This window comes from Nostoc sp. T09 (genome assembly GCF_002154695.1).
Taxonomy (GTDB): domain Bacteria; phylum Cyanobacteriota; class Cyanobacteriia; order Cyanobacteriales; family Nostocaceae; genus Aulosira.
The window spans coordinates 33,504-51,831 of record NZ_MTAV01000023.1 but is presented as its reverse complement, the minus strand read 5'-3'; the positions used below and the strand labels follow the sequence as shown (position 1 = coordinate 51,831).

Annotated in this window: 20 protein-coding genes; 15 read left to right on the top strand and 5 right to left on the bottom strand. The window is 50.1% G+C overall.

Annotated elements, in window-relative coordinates; translation table 11 throughout:
- Positions 1-101: 101 nt before the first annotated feature.
- The 14 genes from BV372_RS07145 to BV372_RS07080 all read left to right on the top strand — a co-directional run bounded on the left by BV372_RS07145 (position 102) and on the right by BV372_RS07080 (position 14,348).
- Positions 102-1,799, top strand: a complete 1,698-nt coding sequence (locus tag BV372_RS07145) for a GMC family oxidoreductase (RefSeq protein ID WP_086685269.1) — start codon at positions 102-104, stop codon at positions 1,797-1,799.
- A 107-nt stretch (positions 1,800-1,906) separates the two neighbouring features.
- Positions 1,907-2,632, top strand: coding sequence for a VOC family protein (locus BV372_RS07140; RefSeq protein ID WP_256973107.1), 726 nt, complete (start codon positions 1,907-1,909; stop codon positions 2,630-2,632).
- A gap of 211 nt (positions 2,633-2,843) precedes the next feature.
- Complete coding sequence (locus BV372_RS07135) at positions 2,844-4,202, top strand: epoxide hydrolase family protein (RefSeq protein WP_086685262.1); 1,359 nt, start codon at positions 2,844-2,846, stop codon at positions 4,200-4,202.
- A 77-nt stretch (positions 4,203-4,279) separates the two neighbouring features.
- A complete protein-coding gene (locus BV372_RS07130; protein WP_086685259.1) occupies positions 4,280-5,296 on the top strand; it encodes a carbon-nitrogen hydrolase family protein in 1,017 nt (338 codons plus the stop codon).
- Positions 5,297-5,351: 55 nt separating this feature from the next.
- Positions 5,352-6,785, top strand: a complete 1,434-nt coding sequence (locus tag BV372_RS07125; protein WP_086685255.1) for an FAD-dependent oxidoreductase — start codon at positions 5,352-5,354, stop codon at positions 6,783-6,785.
- Positions 6,786-6,901: 116 nt separating this feature from the next.
- Entirely contained in the window at positions 6,902-7,828 is a 927-nt protein-coding gene (locus BV372_RS07120; protein WP_179198006.1) for an SDR family NAD(P)-dependent oxidoreductase, read from the top strand.
- A gap of 59 nt (positions 7,829-7,887) precedes the next feature.
- Entirely contained in the window at positions 7,888-8,484 is a 597-nt protein-coding gene (locus BV372_RS07115; protein WP_086685252.1) for a redoxin domain-containing protein, read from the top strand.
- A gap of 2 nt (positions 8,485-8,486) precedes the next feature.
- Entirely contained in the window at positions 8,487-8,672 is a 186-nt protein-coding gene (locus BV372_RS07110) for a hypothetical protein (protein WP_086685249.1), read from the top strand.
- A 53-nt stretch (positions 8,673-8,725) separates the two neighbouring features.
- On the top strand, positions 8,726-9,778 hold the full coding sequence (locus BV372_RS07105; protein WP_086685246.1) for an alpha/beta fold hydrolase: 1,053 nt from the start codon (positions 8,726-8,728) through the stop codon (positions 9,776-9,778).
- A 32-nt stretch (positions 9,779-9,810) separates the two neighbouring features.
- Positions 9,811-11,211, top strand: coding sequence for an epoxide hydrolase family protein (locus BV372_RS07100; RefSeq protein ID WP_218776688.1), 1,401 nt, complete (start codon positions 9,811-9,813; stop codon positions 11,209-11,211).
- A gap of 315 nt (positions 11,212-11,526) precedes the next feature.
- Complete coding sequence (locus tag BV372_RS07095; protein WP_179198005.1) at positions 11,527-11,733, top strand: hypothetical protein; 207 nt, start codon at positions 11,527-11,529, stop codon at positions 11,731-11,733.
- A gap of 90 nt (positions 11,734-11,823) precedes the next feature.
- Positions 11,824-13,200, top strand: coding sequence for an NAD(P)/FAD-dependent oxidoreductase (locus BV372_RS07090; RefSeq protein WP_086685240.1), 1,377 nt, complete (start codon positions 11,824-11,826; stop codon positions 13,198-13,200).
- 153 nt (positions 13,201-13,353) lie between these two features.
- On the top strand, positions 13,354-13,662 hold the full coding sequence (locus BV372_RS07085; protein ID WP_086685238.1) for an HAD-IA family hydrolase: 309 nt from the start codon (positions 13,354-13,356) through the stop codon (positions 13,660-13,662).
- A gap of 41 nt (positions 13,663-13,703) precedes the next feature.
- Positions 13,704-14,348 carry an HAD family phosphatase gene (locus BV372_RS07080; protein ID WP_086685235.1) on the top strand — a complete coding sequence of 215 codons (645 nt, stop codon included), beginning with the start codon at positions 13,704-13,706 and terminating at the stop codon, positions 14,346-14,348.
- 244 nt (positions 14,349-14,592) lie between these two features.
- Here the strand turns inward: BV372_RS07080 and BV372_RS07075 are convergent, their stop codons facing one another.
- Both BV372_RS07075 and BV372_RS07070 read right to left on the bottom strand, forming a co-directional pair.
- Positions 14,593-15,231, bottom strand: a complete 639-nt coding sequence (locus tag BV372_RS07075; protein ID WP_086685232.1) for a histidine phosphatase family protein — start codon at positions 15,229-15,231, stop codon at positions 14,593-14,595.
- 181 nt (positions 15,232-15,412) lie between these two features.
- On the bottom strand, positions 15,413-15,553 hold the full coding sequence (locus tag BV372_RS07070; RefSeq protein WP_373270749.1) for a PIN domain-containing protein: 141 nt from the start codon (positions 15,551-15,553) through the stop codon (positions 15,413-15,415).
- A 545-nt stretch (positions 15,554-16,098) separates the two neighbouring features.
- Here BV372_RS07070 and BV372_RS07065 point away from each other — a divergent pair.
- A complete protein-coding gene (locus BV372_RS07065) occupies positions 16,099-16,635 on the top strand; it encodes a hypothetical protein (RefSeq protein ID WP_086685229.1) in 537 nt (178 codons plus the stop codon).
- 275 nt (positions 16,636-16,910) lie between these two features.
- Here BV372_RS07065 and BV372_RS07060 read toward each other — a convergent pair whose 3' ends face one another.
- The 3 genes from BV372_RS07060 to BV372_RS07050 are packed head-to-tail and all read right to left on the bottom strand — an operon-like array spanning position 16,911 to position 17,832.
- Positions 16,911-17,114, bottom strand: coding sequence for a hypothetical protein (locus BV372_RS07060; protein WP_086685226.1), 204 nt, complete (start codon positions 17,112-17,114; stop codon positions 16,911-16,913).
- Complete coding sequence (locus BV372_RS07055; protein ID WP_086685223.1) at positions 17,107-17,316, bottom strand: hypothetical protein; 210 nt, start codon at positions 17,314-17,316, stop codon at positions 17,107-17,109. Before BV372_RS07055 ends, BV372_RS07060 begins: the two co-directional genes overlap by 8 nt.
- A gap of 39 nt (positions 17,317-17,355) precedes the next feature.
- A complete protein-coding gene (locus BV372_RS07050) occupies positions 17,356-17,832 on the bottom strand; it encodes a hypothetical protein (RefSeq protein ID WP_086685220.1) in 477 nt (158 codons plus the stop codon).
- Positions 17,833-18,328 lie beyond the last annotated feature (496 nt).

Genomic DNA, 18,328 nt, shown 5'->3' with positions numbered 1-18,328 from the left:
ATGATTCTACGGCGCAGGCAGAACTTCAAGTTCTCCCAAAGCGGGGGAAACGGACAAGAAGCAACCTCAGTTAATTCGATTTTGAAAGCGAGGTAGGCGCGATGAAGACGAATTTTGAGAACAAGTCCTTTGAGGATGAACGTGAGAACTATCAACGTAGCACTGATAGCCGCGATATTTTCGCCGAACGTGTCCGCAGCAACCAGCGCCAGCTCACCTCCCAGTTAAGGCACCAGTACGATTTTATTGTTTGCGGATCGGGATCTTCTGGCTCGGTGGTTGCCCGCAGACTTGCCGAGAATCCGGATGTCAGCGTTCTGTTGCTGGAAGCTGGAGGCAGCGATGATGTGCCAAATGTCATGGAAGCAAATCAATGGCCGATGAACCTGGGAAGCGATCGCGACTGGAGCTTCCAGGGACAGCCGAATCGTCATCTGAACGGTCGTTCGATTCCATTCTCGATGGGCAAGGTACTCGGCGGTGGATCGAGCATCAACGTTATGGTTTGGGCACGCGGACACCAGCATGACTGGGATTTCTTCGCATCCGTTGCCAACGATCCGGCATGGAGTTATGAATCCGTCTTGAAGATTTATCGCCGCCTGGAAGATTGGCATGGCGTACCAGACCCGATGTATCGCGGTACGGGAGGACCAATATTTGTCCAGCCTGCGCCAGATCCAAACCCGCTTGCACCCGCAACGGTCGAAGCAGCGCGGGTGGTGGGTATTCCTACTTTTGAAAATCCGAACGGACGCATGATGGAAGCGGCGAAGGGTGCTTCTATCAGCGATGTGCGAGTCCGCAATGGCAAACGCGAATCGATATTCCGCTCCTACGTCTTCCCATATATGGATCGGCCAAACCTGACGGTTCTCAGTCATGCACTGGTCACACGGCTGACGTTCCAGGGCAAGCGGGTGACTGGCGTGGAGATTTCTTATCGTGACGCGATCTATCGCATTGGTGCGGCAGTCGAAGTCGTGCTGTCGCTCGGTGCAATTCATACGCCGAAAGTGCTGATGCAATCCGGTATCGGCGATGAGGCTGAGTTGCGACGATTTGGCATTCCTGTCGTGCAGCACCTTCCCGGTGTGGGGCAAAATTTTCAAGACCACGTTGCATTTGATTGTGTCTGGGAATATGAAACCGCTCTCGAACCGAGAAACAACTTGTCCGAGGCAATCTTTTTCTCAACCAGCCAGTCCGGGCTTGACAGTCCAGATTTATTTGTCTGTCAGGCCGAGGTGCCAAAATCTACTGCTGAGAATGCCATCCGGTTTGGGCTACCTGATGCAGGGTGGACGTTATTTGGGGCGATCGCGCACCCCAAAAGCCGAGGCCGTCTGCGCTTGACAGGAGCCTCACCATCCGATCCGATTCTGATTGATGCAAACACGCTGTCTGACGCGGACGATCTCAAAACCGCGATCGCCTGCGTAGAACTCTGCCGTGAAGTCGGTAACTCCGCTCCGCTTCGTCCGTTTGTCAAGCGTGAAGTGATGCCAGGTAATTTGAAAGGGGCCGAACTCGAACGCTTTATTCGGGATGCTGCGACGAGCTTCTGGCACGAAACCTGTACCGCGAAGATGGGTCGGGATGACCTGTCGGTGGTCGATAGCAACCTGAGAGTGTATGGAATCGACAATCTCCGGATCGCTGATGGATCGATTCTACCGCGAGTAACGACCGGTAACACGATGGCTCCCTGCGTGATCATCGGGGAGCGGGCAGCGGAAATTCTACATCTCGAACATCAGCTGCAAACCATTGTAAAAACAGACTCAGGCGCGCAATAAAACCGCCGCACTTTTCATTGGCGGACGCACATCTAAGTCGCGTGTTAACTCAAAGAATTTGAGTGGTGTTGATGGGGCGATCGCTCTCAGAATGAAAAGTAACCAATTTGAACATCAAACTTACCAACCTCAAGGAGAACAAGATGAGCAGCGATCGCGTAAACAGTCCAAACATGAAGCTCGAAGTCGTGTTATTCAACGTTTCCGACGTCGATCGCGCTAAAGCATTCTACGAGAATCTGGGTTGGCGGTTCGACATTGATGTGGTGAATGGCGACTTTCGTGGCATCCAGATGACACCGCCCAACTCGCAAGCCTCGATCATCATTGGTAAGGGAGTGACTCCAGCTAATTCTGACTCGATGCAAAACCTGGTCCTTGCCGTAGACGACCTCGATGCCGCCCGCAAAGACTTGAGCGATCGCGGTGTCAACGTCAGCGAGATCTTCCACTACGCTGGCGGCCCCTTCAACAACACCGTGGAGAACTCGCACGTCAGCGGGCGTGACCCGGAAGGTCGTTCCTACTTCTCTTTTGCCTCGTTTGAGGACCCGGACGGAAACGTTTGGCTGCTCCAGGAAATCACAACGCGGCTCCCCGGTCGTGAGTGGAACTCCACGCAAGCAGGAGACCTGGACATTGCAACCGTGGCAAACCTCCTCCGGGAGACGGCAGAGCACCACGACTCCTACGAGAAGACTCACGCCAAGCATGACTGGTGGGACTGGTACGCGCCCTACCTAAGTGCGCGTCAGAATGGCAGCAGTCCCGAAGAGGCCGCCGCCGCAGCTGATCGTTACATGGAGAAGATTTTGTCGGTTCTTTCCAAATGATACGGATTGCAATCTACACCAAGACTGAGAAGGACGGTTTACTCGCGCAGAACATCACTAACACGTTGCTGGCACTGCTCGCCTTTTCCTCGCTGAAGTGAGCGATGGGGCGAGCGACGGAACTCAAACCCACAACTCGCCCCACTATCACAGCTGAGTCATGTGGATAGACAATACGTAACCTCAGTTAAATCCAATTGGAGAAAGCTCAATGTCCAACAAAATCAACCATCAACGCCGCCGTTTTTTGGGCATTGCGACCATGACGATTGCTGCTACACAGCTAGGTCGATTCGGTTCTGCGATCGCACAATCGAGCCAAACAAAGCCAAAACAGACCACCACCACTCAACCCGGAACCTTGCAATCCACCGATACAACCGCAATCCGCCCCTTCCGCATCAACATCCCGCAAGCGGCACTCGTCGATCTCCGCCGACGCATTGCGGCGACCCAATGGCCTGACAAGGAGACTGTCGCTGACCAGTCGCAGGGCGTGCAGCTCGCGACGATGCAGGAACTCGCGCGCTACTGGGCGACAGATTACGATTGGCGTAAGGTCGAGGCGAAACTGAAAGCCCTACCGCACTTCATCACCCAGATCGATGGGCTGGACATTCATTTCATTCACGTTCGATCGCAGCACGAAAACGCATTGCCGCTCATTGTCAACCACGGATGGCCCGGCTCAATCATCGAGCAGCTAAAGATTATCGATCCACTGATCAATCCCACGGCATATGGCGCGAGCGCATCAGACGCTTTCCATGTGGTGATTCCGTCAATGCCGGGCTACGGCTTCTCCGACAAGCCGACTACTACGGGCTGGGGCGTGGAGCGCATGGCACGTGCCTGGGACGTGTTGATGAAACGTCTCGGCTACACCCGCTACGTCGCCCAGGGTGGTGACTGGGGTGCGTTTGTTGTTGACCTGATGGGTGTGCAGGCACCTGCGGGATTGCTCGCCATTCACACCAACTATCCTGGCGCTGTTCCAGCCGACGTCTATGAGGCGCTCCTGGCTGGCGACCCGGTGCCATCCGGTCTCTCAGCTGAGGAACGACGCGCCTATGAGCAGCTGGACAAAACGTTGAAGCAAAAAGTTGCCTACGCCAAGTACATGGCGTCGCGCCCGCAAACGTTGTACGGCATTGCGGATTCACCCGTCGGACTGGCCGCCTGGCTGCTTGACCACGATGATGATGGCGGTCAGCCAGCGGCGGCGGTCGTCGCGGCTCTGAACCGGACCACGAGCACCACCGGCGAACTGACGCGGGACGAGATCCTCGATAACATCACGCTCTATTGGCTGACGAACACGGGAGTCTCCGCGTCTCGTCTCTACTGGGAATATAAGGGTGGCTTTTGGAACGCCAAGGGCGTCTCCATTCCGGTGGCGGTAAGCGTCTTTCCCGGCGAGGCATATCAGGCCCCGCGAAGCTGGACCGAGCGGGCGTATCCCAATCTCCTTTATTACAACCAGCTCGACAAAGGCGGTCACTTCGCGGCGTGGGAGCAACCAAGGATTTTTGCTCAGGAACTCAGGGCGGGATTCAGGTCGCTGCGCTGAACCCTGTTGCGTCTTTGGAAACCAGCTCTTACCGGAGCTCATTTTATCACCTGACATGAACAGTAAGTTATAAAGCAATGAAAGAGACTAAAACCAACCTTGCCGGCACGAGCGTTAAGGCCGCCGCCGTGCAGATCAGCCCCGTGCTGTACAGTCGGCAGGGTACCGTCGAGAAGGTCGTGAAGAAGATTCGTGATCTGGGCAAACAAGGCGTCCAGTTCGCCACTTTTCCCGAGACCATCATTCCCTATTACCCCTATTTCTCCTATGTGCTAGCCCCGTTTGCGTTGGCAAAGGAACAGCTGCGATTGCTTGAAGAGTCGGTCACGGTACCGTCTGCGGAAACCCGGGCGATCGCCGAAGCCGCGAAGGAAGCAAACATGGTCGTTTCGATCGGCGTCAATGAGCGCGACGGCGGCTCGATCTACAATACACAGCTTCTCTTCGACGCAGACGGTACGCTGATTCAGCGCCGCCGCAAGCTTACGCCGACTTATAACGAGCGGATACTCTGGGGCCAGGGTGACGGCTCGGGGCTACGTGCCATCGATAGTGCCGTTGGGCGCATCGGACAACTTGCCTGCTTTGAGCATAACAATCCTTTGGCACGGTACGCGATGATCGCCGATGGTGAGCAAATCCATTCGGCGATGTATCCCGGATCGTTCGCCGGCCCGCTGTTCGCGGAGCAGGCGGAAATTAACGTCCGCCAGCACGCCCTTGAATCTGCCTGCTTTGTCGTCTGTGCGACCGCGTGGCTGGATGCCGATCAGCAGGCCCAGATCATGAAGGACACGGGTTGTGCGATCGAACCGATTTCGGGTGGCTGCTTCACTGCCATCGTGAGTCCGGACGGAAGGATCATTGACGGGCCGCTCCAGGCTGGTGAAGGCGAAGTAATCGCTGATCTCGACTTTGCACAGATCGATGCCCGCAAGCGGCTCATGGATGCGCGTGGTCACTACAGCCGCCCCGAACTGCTCAGCTTGCTGATCGATCGGACGCCCACATCAAACGTCCATGAGCGCACTGCATACCCTAATGCTAATGGCTCGCGCGCGGTCGTCGAGGAGAGGACCGTCGAAGTTCTTTAATTCCAAATTCTGCTTTTCAACGTTTTGTCCTCTACCAATCTGAATGAGGTAACTTATGTCTGCTGTAACTATCACTCCCTTCGATGTGCCCAATCGTCAAACGATCGCCCAGGGTCACCCGACCGATTGGCAACCTCCCCAACCGAAGGATGTGTATGATTTGGTAGTGATTGGGGGTGGTCCGTGTGGTTTGACGGCAGCGGTAACGGCGGCTAAAGCAGGACACACGGTTGCGATGGTCGAGCGGAATCTGACGGGTGGCACCTGTGTCAATTTTGGCTGTACTCCGAGTAAATCCCTCCTCCGGGCTGCCCGGGCCGTATATCAGGCAAGGGATGGAGAGAAATTTGGCTACACTCTCCCTGCTGCACCTCAAGTCAATTTTGCTGCGGTCATGACGCGAGTTCGGGAAATGCGAGCCTTTAGCGGCAGCTTTGATGCGGTGTCGGTCGCAGCCGGAGCCGGGATTGATGTATTTCTCGGTGATGCCTGCTTCGTAAGTTCTGACACAATTGAGATTGAGGGTCAGCAGCTGCGATTTCAGAAGGCTTTGATCGCTTCAGGTAGTGGACCAGTAGTTCCGAACATGCCAGGACTGAGCAACGCACATTATCTGACCAATGAAACGGTGTTTGAGTTAACCGAACTTCCCCGCCGGTTAATTTGCATCGGTGGTGGCACCGTCAGCTGCGAACTAGCTCAAGCGTTTCGTCGGCTGGGCAGCGAGGTTAATTTGATTGGTAGTAGGGAACATCTACTAGCAGCCGATGCTTCTGAGGCATCTGAGGTGGTAACCAAGCGACTGGCAGCGGAAGGGGTGCGGTTACACTTGGGAGTGAAGCCGACGAACGTAGATGGTGGGCAAAAGCGGCTGACTCTGAGTGACGGATCGGAGTTGAGCTACGACGCACTTCTTATTGCCGCTGGTAGAAAGGTTAACGTCGATGGAATGGGTTTAGAGGTGGCTGGGGTAAAGTTTAGTGCCGCTGGGGTTGAAACCGATGATTATCTGCGGACAACAAACCCTGCCATCTATGCGGCTGGGGATGTAGCTCTGTCGGAGAAATACACTCATGCAGCGATCGCAACGGCTAAATTGGCGCTCGCCAACGCGCTCAACAGCAATGGGAAACGACTATCAGAGCTAGTCATCCCCCACTGCACCTACACTGACCCAGAAGTTGCTCAGGTTGGGATCACTCCCCAGGAAGCAGCAGAACGCGGGATCGATATTGACATCCACCGCTTAGAGTTAGCGCAGGTCGAGCGAGCAATGATCGACGGGGAGGCAGATGGATTCGTCGCTCTGTATACTCATCAGGGAGCGATCGTCGGGGCGACGTTCGTTGCTGCCCATGCGGGTGAGTCTCTTCCCATACTCACTCTGGCAGTGATGCAGAAAATGGCACCAGCCGATCTAGCCGCAGTGATTCATTGTTACCCAACTCAAGTTGAGGCGCTCCAACGGGTGGCTGCTTTGGCTAGCTAGTTTTGGCGATTGCGGTTCAGTCGTCAAGAAGAGCGAGAGAGAGGAGCTTGACGCAGCAGACAACGTAAGTAACGGAAAATACGTTACTCATCCCATCGATACCTATGCGAAATGATATGACGATGAAATCCACACATGACAGCCCAATTCTCGTGGCCGGAGCAGCCGGCGATATCGGCCACCACCTGACCGCAATGTTGCTTGCCAAAGGGCATAAGGTGCGCGCCTTGGTCCGACGAGAGGATGAACGCGCTGAAGGTCTGCGCCAGCTCGGTGCCGAGGTCGTGGAGGGCGACCTGACCGATCTTGCCTCGATGCACCGCGCGATCGAAGGTTGCGCGCGCATCTATTTCGGAATGTCGGTCTCGGCGGCTTATCTCGAAGCCACGGTTAACGTTGCCGCGGTAGCGCGCCACTACGGTGTCGAAGCCTTTGTGAACATGTCGCAGATGACTGTGACGCAGATGAGCATCACCGAGACCACCCCGAGCCCGCAGCACAAGCTGCACTGGCTTGCGGAACAGGCATTGGCGTGGTCGGGGCTGCCGGTCGTCACAGTGCGACCGACGGTCTTCCTCGAGAGCTTCTTCCTGCGTCTCGCCGCTGCTGGTGTCCGGGATAGCGACGAACTGGCGCTGCCGTTGGGTAACAGCAAGACTTCGCCGATCTCGGCTGTTGATGTGGCGCGCGCCGTTTCTGCGATCCTCGACGATCCTGCCTCGCACATTGGTCATGTTTACAATCTGACCGGATTTGAGTCAGCCGACCTGGACCACTACGCGCGCGTCTTTTCCGAAGCACTCGGCCGAACGATCCGCTATCGTAACGTGCCGCTCTCCGGGTGGACTGATAGTCTTCGTGAGTTTGGGCTGCCAACGCACCTCGTGAACCACCTCGCGGTGATGGCCGAACTTCACGCGCAGGGGCGGTATGACCGCATGACGGATGACTTGTTCAAGCTCATCGGCAAGACGCCGACGAGCATGTACGACTTCGTGAAATTGCACGCTGCTGAATTCACGCCCAGTGAAGCCACGGCTTGAGGGGCTTTGTCGGTTCCTCATGCTGAGGTTGTCAATTTCAACAAGAAAGGAGTTTTCCAATGCGTTCCGACATTGTTCCAGGATCTGTCTTCCCCGACTACGAACTGCCCGACCACACCACGAAGCGCCGGAAGCTCTCCGATCTGCAAGGACAACATCCAATGGTTCTCGTCCTCAGCCGTGGAGGGTACTGCCCCAAGGATCGCCGACAAGCTGAAGGACTTGTTCAACTCCATCGTGAGATCGAGGTCGGCTATTGCCGACTGGTCACAATCAGCACTGACAATATCACGGAGACAAATGAATATCGCACCGGCGTCGGTGCCCACTGGCCCTTCCTCTCCGACGCGGGACGCAAAATCCAAAAAGACCTCGACATCGCCGAATACACGGACCCTCTCCACAATCCCATGATCCCCTACACGATCGTCCTCGAGCCCGGTCTGGTCATTTATAAAATCTACATGGGCTACTGGTTCTTCGGGCGGCCCACTCTGGAAGAGCTCCGCCAGGATCTGCGTGCCATTCTCAAGAAATGTCGACCGGACTGGGACATTACAACAGCTGAACTGAAAGCGGCGTGGCAAGAAGACCGCAAAGAACTATTCTATCCGTACGGCAAAACGTTCGTCCAAACGCTCGGCGAACAGGATTAGAAATGGATTTGAAAGAGCAGATGGTAACCCGCGAAAGCTCTGGGCCGGTAAGCGCCGAACAGCAGTTGCAAGCACTTGGCATCAAGCTTCCGGCGCTGCCTGAGTCGTTCGGTGCCTATGTGGAAGCCATGCAGATGGGCAATCTGCTGTTTCGGTGGGCTGGACTCTCTTTGGAATATCCTGCATAGAGTTTTGTCGTCGGCTAAAGCAAGTTGAGTTGAATCCAATTGGAAGAAGATAAATGTCCGAAAAAATCAACTATCAACGCCGCCGCTTTTTGGGTACTGCGGCAATGACCATTGCGACTACACAGCTAGGCCGATTCGGTTCTGCAAACGCACAATCGAGCAAGACAAAACCAGTAGTTCTAGCCATGACTAAGTCAGGGACAAATACGTCGTTCGGTTCACTGAAGCAGATCGATGCTGGTGTGCTGAATATCGGATACGCTGAAGCGGGTCCCGCGAATGGCCGTCCGGTAATCCTTCTGCACGGATGGCCCTACGACATTCACAGCTATATCGATGTCGCCCCTTTGTTAGCGTCAGCGGGGTACCGCGCGATCGTTCCATACCTGCGCGGCTATGGCATAACGCGCTTTCTTTCGAGCGAGACGTTCCGGAATGGGCAGCAGTCGGCGATCGCTGTCGATATCATCGCTTTGATGGATGCTCTCAAGATCAAGAAGGCGATCCTCGCTGGTTATGATTGGGGAGCGCGCACTGCCAACATTATCGCGGCGCTCTGGCCCGAACGTTGCAAAGCGCTCGTCTCCGTGAGTGGTTATTTGATCGGCAGCCCTGAAGCCAACAAGACACCGCTGCCGCCGCAGGCCGAACTCCAATGGTGGTACCAGTTTTATTTTGCGACGGAACGCGGGCGCGCGGGCTACGAAAAATACCGACATGACTTTAACAAGCTCATCTGGCAGCTTGCTTCGCCGAAATGGCACTTCGATGACACTACGTTCAATCGCACCGCAGCGTCGTTCAACAACCCGGATCATGTCGCCATCGCGATCCATAACTATCGCTGGCGGCTCGGCCTGGCCGAAGGCGAGTCGAAGTATGACGAGTTTGAGAAGCGACTCGCTGCATTCCCTGTGATCGCCGTACCTACCATCACGCTGGAGGGTGATGCCAACGGCGCGCCGCATCCAGATCCCAGTTCCTATGCCAAGAAATTCTCGGGTAAATATTCACACCGCACTATCAAAGGTGGCGTCGGGCACAACCTGCCTCAAGAAGCGCCGCAGGAGTTTGCCAAAGCTGTCGTCGAAGTTGACAGTTACTGATTGTGTTTAGCCTGCGTCGTGGAACGAACAATTTGCAGCAAGGAAAAAACACCATGACCAAATTGAAAAAAGTACGTTACAAAACCAAAGTCCGCGCCGCAGGTGCCTTTTTCCTGCTCCCGCGACTCTTCGTCGGGCTGTTTGTAGCAATAGTGTTTCTGGCATCGTCCGCTTGCGTACTTGCCCAGCAATCTGCCCAGACCGCTACACAAGCGCAGAGTGCAGCCCAGGCGATCGCGGCTGAAGACAACGCCATCCGCCCCTTCCGCGTCCACGTTTCGCAAGAGGCGATCGTCGATCTCCGCAGACGCATTGCAGCGACCCGCTGGACTGACAAGGAGACTGTCGCCGACCAGTCGCAGGGCGTGCAACTGGCGACGATGAAGGATCTTGTCCGTTACTGGGGAACGAAGTATGACTGGCGGAAAGCCGAGGCGAAGCTGAATGCTTTACCGCAGTTCGTAACGAACATCGACGGTCTGGACATTCACTTTATCCACGTCCGCTCCAAAAATCGTAACGCTTTGCCGTTGATCGTAACGCACGGATGGCCCGGATCGGTATTTGAACAGCTAAAGATCATCGGCCCGCTGACCCACCCGACGGCCTACGGGGGGCGTCCGGAGGACGCCTTTGACCTGGTCATCCCGTCAATTCCTGGCTACGGCTTCTCCGGCAAGCCGACGGGCACCGGTTGGAACCCCGATCGCATCGCGCGAGCTTGGGCCGAGCTGATGAAGCGCCTCGGGTACACCCGCTACGTCGCTCAGGGCGGTGACTGGGGATCTCCCATCTCTAGCGCGATGGCGCGCCAGGCACCAGCGGGATTACTCGGCATCCACATCAACTTGCCAGCGACGATACCGCCCGACGTGGCCGCAGTACTCGCCAGCGGCGGGTCCGCGCCGCCGGGAATCTCTGAGAAGGAACGCGCGGCGTTCAACTCACTCGACACGTTAAATAAGAAGAAACGGGCCTACGCCGTGATGATGGGCACGCAGCCGCAGACGGTCGGGTATGGCCTGACAGACTCGCCGGCCGGTCTCGCGGCGTGGATGCTCGGGCATCCAGGTTTCGCGCAGTGGGCAAGCAGCAGCGATTCCGAAAAGTCTCCGACGAAAGACGAGGTGCTGGATGACATCACGCTGTACTGGCTGACGAACAGCGCGGTCTCGTCAGCTCGGCTGTACTGGGAGAACGGCAGCACCAGCCTTTTGAACGCGGCCGCGCAGAAGACCGCCGAGATATCGCTCCCGGTGGCTATCACGGTATTTCCAGAGGAGCTATATCAAGCTCCAGAGACCTGGTCCCGGCGCGCCTATCGCAACCTGAGCTACTTCCATGAGGTCGATAAGGGCGGCCACTTCGCCGCGTGGGAGCAGCCGCAGCTCTTCTCTGAGGAGATCCGCGCGGCGTTCAGGTCACTGCGTTAGTTAGAGAGATCGCAGATCTGGATCAAGGCATTCCTAACTCTCTCCTTGGAAATCTTTGAAGCGGAGGTCGGCGGCAGACATTTCACATTCATTGAGAATTCAGAAAAGTTCAACTAACGAGTTTTGCAGTTTCTATCGTGATCGCTTAAAGCAAACCAAGAAAGGCAGATAACACAGCTGGATACCCAATTAGACATTGAGTACATCGCTGGGGTCTCGAAGAAGCAGGGCATAAAGCTGGTGCCACCCTACGCAAACGTTGAGGCTGATCTAGCAACTGTAATCAATAACTCACGCATTAATCGGAGCAATCTCATGACACAATCTTTCTGGTTTTTTGGTTCTCGCCTCAATGATCAACTTGCTCGTGGATTAGTTGTTGCTGCGCCCAGTAGCTTTGCTCGGCTGATTGCAGCAGTCGGCACAGTGGATGAAACAGCAGCACCGGATATGGCACTATTTGAACGCATTCCTGTCGAGATTGGTGACGAAATTTTGGGTCCACACGAAGCCTACCTTTAGCACAGGCTGTGAGAACATAGCAATTCTGGCAGCCCAAAACAAAAAATTAACTCGACAAACTGTAATAATCAGCTATCAACAGAGGTAACAATGGAAACAGCAGATGTAATTGTGATTGGAAGCGGTCAGGGCGGAGTTCCACTTGCGGCTGACTTTGCCAAAGCAGGTAAGAACGTCGTTTTATTTGAGCGCGATGCATTAGGCGGCAGTTGCATAAACTATGGCTGTACTCCTTCTAAAGCTTTTTTAGCCGCTGCCCATGCCGCAGGTCGCGCTCGACAAGCCGCAAAGCTAGGTATACACGCGCAGGTTGAAGTCAATTTTTCTACGGTGATGGAGCGTGTGCGTAGCATTCGCAGCCAGTTTAACCAGGGTACCAAGCGGCGATTAGAGAGTGCAGGGGTTAGAGTCGTCTGCGCTGAAGCTGCTTTCACCGGAGAGCGAACTGTAAGCGGAGGAGGCGTAACGGTGCAGGCTCCAATCATTGTTATCAATACAGGGACATCCTCCACCATTCCTGACTTTCCCGGTTTAGCTGGGACGCCTTATCTCACCAACCGAAATTTCTTTGATTTACAGCAGATTCCGCCCCGGTTGCTCGTGGTCGGCGGTGGCTATATTGCCCTGGAGCTAGGGCAGGGTCTAGCGCGTTTAGGGAGCCAAACTGAATTGATTGTGCGGGGCGATCGCTTGCTGGCTCAAGAAGAATCCGATGTCAGTGCTGTGCTTTTGGATGCATTTAAGCAAGACGGAATTGGACTGCATTTCAACGTGACGGTTCAGCAGGTTGCTTATACCAACGGTGTGTTTACCCTAACGCTGAACAATGGTGAAGTACTCGACGGGGAAGCATTGCTGATTGCAACTGGGCGCAAACCGAATACTGGAGCATTAAATACTGCGGTGACAGGTGTTGAATTAGATGCACAGGGTTTTATCAAAATCGACGATCAGTTTCAGACTACTCATTCTGGAATTTATGCGATCGGGGATGCTGCCAAACAGCCTGCTTTTACACATGTTTCTTGGGAAGACTATCGCCGCTTGAAAGCCATTCTGTGTGGCGAACACCGGACACGCAACGATCGGGTGTTAGGCTATGCCGTCTACACTGAGCCGCAAGTGGGCCGGGTAGGGATGACGCTAGAGCAGGCTCACAAACAGGGCATTAGTGCCCGCGAAGTCACCCTGCCGATGGCTCATATCGCTCGCAGCATTGAGTGGGGGCACGATCTGGGTTTCTACCGCATGGTAATCGATACCCACACGAATTTGATTTTAGGAGCAACGCTGGTTGGGTACGAAACGGCTGAACTCGTGCATGTCTTTTTGTCACTTATGGAAGCTAAAGCAACGTGGCAGGTACTCGAACAATCGGTTCACATTCACCCAACTTACGGTGAGGCATTGCCTAGTCTCGCAAGGCTACTCGTTGGAGATGATATGCCAACCTGTCCCAATATGTAAGATACACCTTCTCTTAACAGAGTGAGTAATTAGCCTTCGACTTTATGACTGTCTGGTTTGCCCAACTGGATCATGCGATTAAGCGCAGCACATTGCAGAAATAACAAGAGCAGCTTGATTGTCAAAACAGCGTAGGCTTTAAGTGTAACTTCTCTGTCACCTTGCTTTGGCGATCGCTTGTTTAGTTCTTATGATGTAGGCTCATGGAAACCCGATCCCGGTTTATTTTTATACGCAGTAAATAAAATGGGATTCTCGCCTGAATATTGTGTTGTTATTGAGGATAGCGATGTGGGAATTGAAGCTGCACATTCAGCAGGAATTTATGCTTTGAAATATTCTAGGGAGGAGGAAGCAGAGAAACAAAACAATGTATTTTCTTACATGAAATACCTGGTAAAACTGCTCGATAAAATTTACTTTATGAAATGCGATCGCTCATCGATAGTAAAGAATATATAATTAGTACTCCTATGGTAAAATGCTAAATTTGAGATAAGACTATGGGCAAAAATCGGTTCGAGCTTGTGATTTTTGATTGTGATGGAGTCTTGGTTGATAGTGAACCAATCATCAATCGTATTTTTGCAGAAACGCTCACGGAAGCTGGTTTTCCTATCACCTATGCAGAAGTAACTCAAAAATTTATCGGCAAGTCTCTAAAAACCTGTTTAGAGATTATCGAAGCATCTTACAAGAAACCATTGCCCAAAAACTTTGTCGAACTTTGCAAGGAACGAGAAATTGCTCCCTTGCAGCAAGAATTACAGCCAGTTTCAGGAATTACCGAACTATTGGAGCAAATTACATTACCCAAATGTGTGGCATCAAATAGTAGCCACCGCCATATTGAAATGGTATTGAAATTAATGGGGCTTCTGCATAAATTTGATGGCAAGTTATACAGTGCTAATGATGTTTCGCGCCCTAAACCTTTTCCCGATGTCTATCTCTATGCAGCCGAGCAAATGAATACAAATCCAGAAGATTGTGCTGTGATTGAAGACTCTGTAACGGGTGTGCAAGCAGGATGTGCGGCAGGAATGACCGTTTTTGGTTATGCCCAACATAGCGATTGCACTGCTTTGACTGAGGCTGGAGCCAAGATAGTTTTTCACGATATGCGGCAGCTATCTCAGCTCCTTTAGCCGTTGGTTACCAAAGAATGCAGTCTATGTTGTCCCCCTTTTCCCCTCATCCCCTCTAATTAGCTGACTTTAGAAAAATCCTCTCGTCGGCAGTGGTTTGTTGTTGATTTCGTAGTCCCCAATGGCACGAGCTTTAAAATGACTTGGGTTGTGTAGGGAAAACTGAAGCTGGAAAGTTAGATTTTGTTGCAGCTTCCGCAGATATCATCTCAATAGTTTCTTGACAAACTACTACTAGCGACTATTATGTTCCCGGACGAGAGCGAATATGATCGGGTATATGATGGCGATCGCCTAATATTTCTAACAAAGGGCCATTAACGTCAAATTTAACCATACTTACTGACGCGACCAAAATATTCACCCGATAGCGATAGCGTCCCAAATCAATTCCTAGTAAACTGCAAAGCATAATCCGAATTGTGGCTTTATGAGAAATTACTAAAACATTACCTTGGGGATGTTTTTCTTGAATTTCAGCAATTACAGGCATAGAACGGTTAGCAATATCTACCGCAGTTTCTCCACCTAGTGGTGCATTCCAAGCGGGTTCTGTCAACCATTTTACATAGTTTTGGGCGTAATTCTCTTGGACAAATGATTTACTCAAAGTTTCCCAAGAGCCGTAACTACCTTCTCTAAGTCCGTCACGCAACTGCATATCCATACCGATAGCATCACAAAATGGCTTGGCAGTTGCAATTGTGCGCTTCATCGGGCTAGCATAAACAGCCTCCCACTTCAATTTTTGATAAACATCGGCAAAACCGGATGCCATCTGCATCCCTTCAGAAGTCAACTCCGCATCAGTTTCACCGCAGAAATTACCACTTTGACTAAAAGTAGTTTCTCCATGTCGCAGTAAATATAAATTGAGTGTCATAGCTTGTATCGCGATTGGAATAAAGGAGTTTGTGCAAACATAAAGTACCATCAATCTCGCAATCGAATATGTGATACCAGGACAAAGTAATCAACCAAAAAAGTCAATCAACCACAAATTTTTGAATTTGTATCTAGCTTAAATCTTGCTAATGCCCTTAATCTCTCTTAACACATAAAATTTATAGCCAAGATTCAACAGACAATTTTCTCACTTGTTGAATCCTCTGAAAGTCGCTGTCGGCTGACACAACGATAAGACTATATTGTAAGGCTACAGCCGCAATCCAAAGGTCATTTTCATCAAAGCCTAGATCAGTTATTTTCGTTTTTCTCCGCTTACTTTTCTCCTTCTGTGCAAACTAATTGAATAAAGCGGCTTTTAGTTGCCCGTAGATCGCATAGACGCGTTCTTAGTTAGTGATTCTGCGATTGCTTCGCTTTACTTCGTTTCGTACCCTGCGGGAAGGCGTTCCGCCAACGCAATGACGGTAATTAAAAAAGTGGGATGCTCCCGTGCAACCGCTTGATCGGACTCCTCATCTAGATACAACTGAATCACCAGAGACTTTTCCTTCATCTGTTTAACACTTCTTACAGGAAGTCCCCAGGTGAAAGAATCCAAGAGAGGAGATGAATCTTGGGCAGGATCTAGTTTTTAGATGAAGAATCTTGTTGCTGCTTCCTCTACTTACCCAAAACACATTGACTTGTAATAATTATTTTATAGGTCTCATTAAATGAACGAATATGTATATTAAACTGTGAAAAAACTAACTATGCACTAAGACAGAAGTAACGGAAAATTTTGTTGAGTAAAACTTAAATAATACCTTGTGCAACTAATTGAGTTACTGTACGATTTTCCATGCTAATTAGTCTCAACACCCGTATTCCCTTCCCTCAACCTTTGGTATATGCGACATATCGAGACAAACTAACAGAATTTGTCACTTATATGCCAAAAGTTAGACAAATTAAGTTCAAGTCAAGACAAGAGCAAGACGGGCTTATATACTTAGAACACGAGTGGTATGGGGGTGCCAATATTCCAGCCTTGGCGCGTGCTTTCATTAGCGAAAATTTATTGAATTGGACGGAATATTCTACCTGGAATAATTCTGAATATACAACTACTTGGCAGATCAAAACTCATATTTTTACTGAAGCAGTTTACTGTACAGGTAAAAATCAGTTTTTAGAAGATGGTAGAGGAACATTAATTGAAAGCCAGGGAGAACTAATCATTGACCCAATGCAGATAAAGAATACACCGCAGGGGTTAACAGTAAAGATAGCTCGCATCGTTGAAAATTCATTATTTAAGCAGATTACACCTAATTTTCAAGAAATGAGTGAAGGAGTTTGTCAATACTTGCAGAAAGCACAAGAAACAGCAAGCTAACTGTTTGACTGTTTAATAGATAACTTGCAGATTTTAAAAACGATCAATCTTAATAAATTAATATTAGTATTTGCTTACAGGATAAATTCACATTGTATTACTGCCATCTGGCAATATCCCTTGGAAATGCTTGACATTTAGTTGCTAACAGGGAAACTGCGATCACATTAATACTCTGGCATTTCTCCTTAGTGCGATCACACACAACATAATTCTGCCTGAAATCAAAAAAGGTGATCGCCCATTTTTTGTCCAAGTGATTATCTACATTTTTGTTAATAACAGTTATGTAATGCTTTCTCTACTTTAAGAGTAGATGATGAAATCTGCGATTTCTCTAATTTAACTTGAATTCCTTTCAATTCTTGACAGTAAGCTTCAGCCTTTTTCTTCTCATATAAATTCCAGCCTAAAGATAACAAGCTAAGTAAAATAAAAAATCCAACAGTGTACTTAAATGCTTTTATGGCTTCATTCATTGTCTTTACATTCGTAAATTCTTCCATTAACTGTAATAGATAATTGCAAAGATCCTTGGTTAACAGCTTTTGCCACTTCCATTAATCCAATACATTTTTCTTTTGCTATCTGTTCAGGTGGCTTTTCAAAAATTTTACCTACTATTCCTGCTAAAACAGCAAATGTCAAAGTTCCTACAATAATACCTAATCCTTCTTTCATAATTTAATATTTAACTCAAAATTTTGTTAGCAAAAACAATTAAAAAGGCTCTTCATCATAAACTATAACATCTACAGAATCTTCATTTTCAATTTCATCTTCATTACCATCATCTTCCGTTAAATTCTCTTCATAATCGTGATCATAGTCATCACTCCCATCTATACCAACAATATCAGCCGTGACATTTTGATATGTCACTTCACCAAACTCATCTATAACAGCTTCTGCTGTTCCAGTTATTTCATACCCACAAATCCCGCTTTCTTCGTCCTGTTCTCCAGAAGCTTGATAATTCACCGTTACAGTACATTGATATTCATCAATATTTATTTCATCCTCTAGTTCAAAATTTTCTACGTACCAATCAAAAGCATTTGTTGTAGTCATAGCACTCGATGCCTCCTCAGTATTTAGAATTTGTTGAAGAGTTTTTGAAATTTTATCGCTAATTTCCTCTTTTACATCTAATTCAGATAGGGTTTGTAAATAAATGATATAGCTTTGTTCATTCATATAGGAATCCTGATTGCGATTCAGTCGATATTAGGTATTTTATTAGGATTTGTCAGTAAATACAAAAAAGTATTTTCACTTCATAAATAAAGGAATTAAATCTTGATTACAACGTAATTGCGAAGTATATAAATACGCAAAAATTACTTTTTTAAAAGTAGTTGAACTAATTATTTTGTTCAACAGTGTAAGTACTGAATACTAAATTTTATTGACCAACTAACATAGGATAAATACGCATTATTTTTTAACAGCATCAATTGTTCATTCCACACCAGATATTTCTGGCGAACTCATCCGAGCCAACGCTGCCCTCTAAACAAATGCATAGATATTTCTCACTCATCCAAAATAAACACAACGTAGTGCCGTAAATCCGATCAGCACTAGCTTTATGAATATGCCCAAGTCCATGCCTTCCAGGGAGTAATATGATGTCCAGCAAATTACCCTTAATATGTCATTGCTTCACTTCGTTCGTAATGACGGGTATTTG